The organism is Gemmatimonas sp., from assembly GCF_044344655.1.
Lineage (GTDB): Bacteria > Gemmatimonadota > Gemmatimonadetes > Gemmatimonadales > Gemmatimonadaceae > Gemmatimonas.
Genome location: NZ_JBIJCN010000092.1, coordinates 1 through 3,466, shown reverse-complemented (window position 1 = coordinate 3,466; position 3,466 = coordinate 1). Strand labels below are relative to the sequence as shown.

At 64.7% G+C, this 3,466-nt stretch carries 5 protein-coding genes; all 5 read left to right on the top strand.

The window, feature by feature from the left end; translation table 11 throughout:
• Positions 1 to 96 precede the first annotated feature (96 nt).
• Entirely contained in the window at positions 97 to 501 is a 405-nt protein-coding gene (locus ACIQ51_RS14095) for an NADH-quinone oxidoreductase subunit A (protein WP_396205700.1), read from the top strand.
• Positions 502 to 530: 29 nt separating this feature from the next.
• The gene (locus ACIQ51_RS14090) at positions 531 to 1,118 is read left to right on the top strand and encodes an NADH-quinone oxidoreductase subunit B (RefSeq protein ID WP_396205698.1); all 588 of its coding nucleotides are present in this window, start codon (positions 531 to 533) and stop codon (positions 1,116 to 1,118) included.
• Positions 1,115 to 1,852, top strand: a complete 738-nt coding sequence (locus ACIQ51_RS14085) for an NADH-quinone oxidoreductase subunit C (RefSeq protein ID WP_396205696.1) — start codon at positions 1,115 to 1,117, stop codon at positions 1,850 to 1,852. The genes ACIQ51_RS14090 and ACIQ51_RS14085 overlap by 4 nt, the downstream gene beginning before the upstream one ends.
• Before the next feature lie 140 nt (positions 1,853 to 1,992).
• Entirely contained in the window at positions 1,993 to 3,165 is a 1,173-nt protein-coding gene (nuoD, locus tag ACIQ51_RS14080; protein WP_396205697.1) for an NADH dehydrogenase (quinone) subunit D, read from the top strand.
• The coding region (locus ACIQ51_RS14075) for an NAD(P)H-dependent oxidoreductase subunit E (protein ID WP_396205695.1) at positions 3,162 to 3,466 on the top strand (305 nt) is incomplete at its 3' end. The genes nuoD and ACIQ51_RS14075, both read left to right, overlap by 4 nt.

Here is a 3,466-nt window from a genome sequence, read left to right as displayed (position 1 = left end):
TTCCGGTCCCGTTTGTACCTTCCCCACCAGTCGTTTGTGAATTCTTTCACGAAGTCACTCCCCCTTCGTGATCTGTCGGATCCCTGCTGCGCTGCGATGCTACGCCAATATCTGCCGGTCCTGCTGCTTCTTGGCTTCGTGATACTGAACGCGGTGCTCATCCTCGGCATCGCCCATCTCACCACGAAGTCGCAGCCCACGCCGGTCAAGTCGCAGCCCTACGAGTCAGGCATCAGCCCCCTCGGCGACGCTCGCGAACGCTTCTCGGTCAAGTTCTATCTCGTGGCCATGCTCTTCATCGTCTTCGATATCGAGACGGTGTTCATGATTCCGTGGGGCGTCCAGTACCGTCAGCTGTCCTGCAGCGCGCCGCTCGTCGCCGGCGGTTGCCCCACTGGGCAGTTGTCGTTCTTCGGCCTCGGCGAGATGATCGTGTTCGCGCTCATCCTCATGGTCGGGTTCATCTATGTCTGGAAGAAGGGAGCGCTGACGTGGGACTGACCCCCGCCAACGATTCGCGCCTCGTACAGGTGGACCCGGCGTCGCAGGACGGCTGGGTAACCACCCGTCTCGACCTGCTCGTCAATTGGGCCCGCGCCGGCTCGCTGTGGCCGATGCCATTCGGAACCGCCTGTTGTGCCATCGAGTTCATGGCCACCGCCGCGAGCCGATTCGACTTGTCCCGCTTTGGCATGGAGCGGCTGAGCTATTCGCCGCGGCAAGCGGACGTGCTGCTGTGCGCCGGCCGTGTGCCCCTCAAGCTCGCGCCGGTGCTGCGCCGCATCTATCAGCAGATGCCACAGCCCAAGTGGGTCATCTCGATGGGGGCGTGCGCATCGACGGGCGGCATGTTCGACAACTATGCCGTGGTGCAGGGGATCGATACGATCATCCCCGTTGACGTGTATGTGCCGGGATGCCCGCCGCGCCCCGAGGCGCTGATGCATGGGATCATCATGCTGCAGAAGAAGGTCATGCGTGAGCGCCTGCGCGACGCGACACGCCACGTGGAGATCGAGCCGGATCCGTCGAGCCAGTTGTATATCCCCCCCGCGCTCATCGACGAGCTCTCGGAACCCTTCGGCAACTCCGTACATCAGACCCGTTCGGCTCCATGACGGCGCCGCTTCCCGAGCACCAGCCTCCCACCTCTGCGGTCATGGGCGCCGTCGCGGCCGATCTCACCGGCATGCCCGTCACGCCGGTCAACGTGCCGCGCACCGGGGCCCCTGCCAATCCGACGGCAACCGTTCTCGCGGCTCGTTTCGGGGCGTCGATCGTGCGCACCGAGGTGATCTGGGGGGAAACGACCGTATTCGTGACGCGTGACGCGCTACATGACATCGTGCGCTTCCTGCATGACGAACCGTTGGAGCGGTACGACTATCTCGTCGATGTAACGGCAGTCGAGTACCGCGACGGCACGCGCCCCATCGAGGTCGTGTGGCATCTGCGCGCCCTCGGACACCGCCGCTTCCTGCGCCTCAAAGTGGAGTTGCCCAAGCGCGGTCCACTCTGGGTGCCAAGCATTATCGACATCTACTCCGGTGCCGATTGGCTCGAGCGCGAATGCTTCGACATGTTCGGCATCCGCTTTGAGGGGCATCCTGATCTCCGTCGCCTGCTGATGTGGGAGCAGTACCGCGAGGGGCATCCGCTGCGGAAGGACTTCCCGCTGCGCGGCCGCTTCTCGCGCGCGGAGCAGCTCAAGCAGGCGCTCGCCGCCGATCCCGAAGCACGCTATTCGATGGAAGAACTCAGTATCGCCGAGGCGTTCGACGCGCTCCCCGACGACATGAAGCAGCGCCTCGCCGAGCGCGCCTCGCATGGCGAGCTGGAGGACGGCGAGTGAGCGCGCGTCGCACCATCGAGGTGGCCCTCGGCACAAGCGGTCTCGATGCGCAGGGACTGCCGCTGCGCGCTCCACTCGTCTCGCAGGGCGGCCAGGCTCTCGCGCTCGACGCGCCGATGGCACCTGCAATGCCCGAACCCGTGCTGCAGGCCGATCACATGCTGATCAACATCGGTCCGCAGCACCCGGCCACGCACGGCGTGCTCCGTCTCGTGCTGGAGCTCGACGGGGAAACCGTGGTGCGGTGCATTCCGCACATCGGGTATCTGCACTGCGGCTTCGAGAAGATCGGCGAGTATCGGCAGTACAACCAGATCATCCCCTGGACCGACCGCGAGGACTACCTCAACTCGCCCGGCAACAACGTCGCGTTCGTACTCGGCGCGGAACGCCTCTTCGGCGTGGGGATGACCGAGCGCACCAAAGTACTGCGCGTAATCCTCATGGAGCTTTCGCGCATCATTTCGCACCTCGTGTGGCTTGGCACCACCTCGGTAGACATCGGGGCATTCACGCCATTCCTGTGGCTGTACCAGGAACGGGAGAACGTGTACAACCTGCTGGAGGCATGGGTGGGCGCCCGACTCACCACCACCAGCACGCGTGTGGGCGGCATGGCCGCGGACATTCCTGACGGCTGGCTCGACGGGTTGCGGGCGTTCCTCAAGGGCTTTCCGAAGACGCTCGAAGAGTCGGTGCGCATGCTTGAAACCAACGCCATCTGGGCCGGCCGTACGGTAGGCCTTGGGGCGATGAGCGCGCAGGAGGCGGTGAACGCGGGACTCTCCGGGCCGATGCTCCGTGCGTCCGGCGTGGCGTACGACGTGCGCAAGGACTTTCCCTATCTCGACTACGAGACGTACGACTTCGACGTACCAGTCGGCACCGCCGGCGACGTGTACGACCGGTTCCTCGTGCGCGTGGAGGAAATGCGACAGAGCGTGCGCATTCTCGAGCAGGCGGTGCAGCGGCTGCCCGATGGCCCGATCAACATCAACGATCCGCGCCTCATCCTCCCGCCCAAGCACAAGGCGACGAGTGAGATGGAAAGCATGATCCATCACTTCAAGCTCGTGATGGAGGGGCCGCGTCCTCCCGCCGGCGAGTGCTACGTACCGGTGGAGAGCCCGAAGGGCGAGAAGGGCTACTACTTCGTCAGCGACGGCACGTCCAAGCCGGTGCGTTGGCGCATTCGCCCCCCCTCGTTCGTGAATCTGTCCGCGATCCCGCGTATGGTGGAGGGTCATCTCCTCTCCGACGTGATCGCCATCAATGCCAGTATCGATATCGTGATGGGAGAGATCGACCGATGAGCCACGGCCCCTCAGCCAGCGGGGGCGCCCTCGTGGCGGCGCCGCCACATGGGCACCATCACGATGAGCCGCATGAGCCGGTCTTCGTGGGCACCGCTCGCGCAGCGCTCGACACGATCCTGTCCCGCTATCCCACCAAGCAGGCGGCATTGCTCCCCGCGCTCTGGATGCTCCAGGATGCGCGTGGCTGGGTGAGCGAAAAGGGCATCGAGGAAGTGGCGCAGCTGCTGGAGCTCACGCCGGCCTACATCAAGGGTGTGGTGAGCTTCTACACCATGTACCACCAGCACCCGGTAGGTCG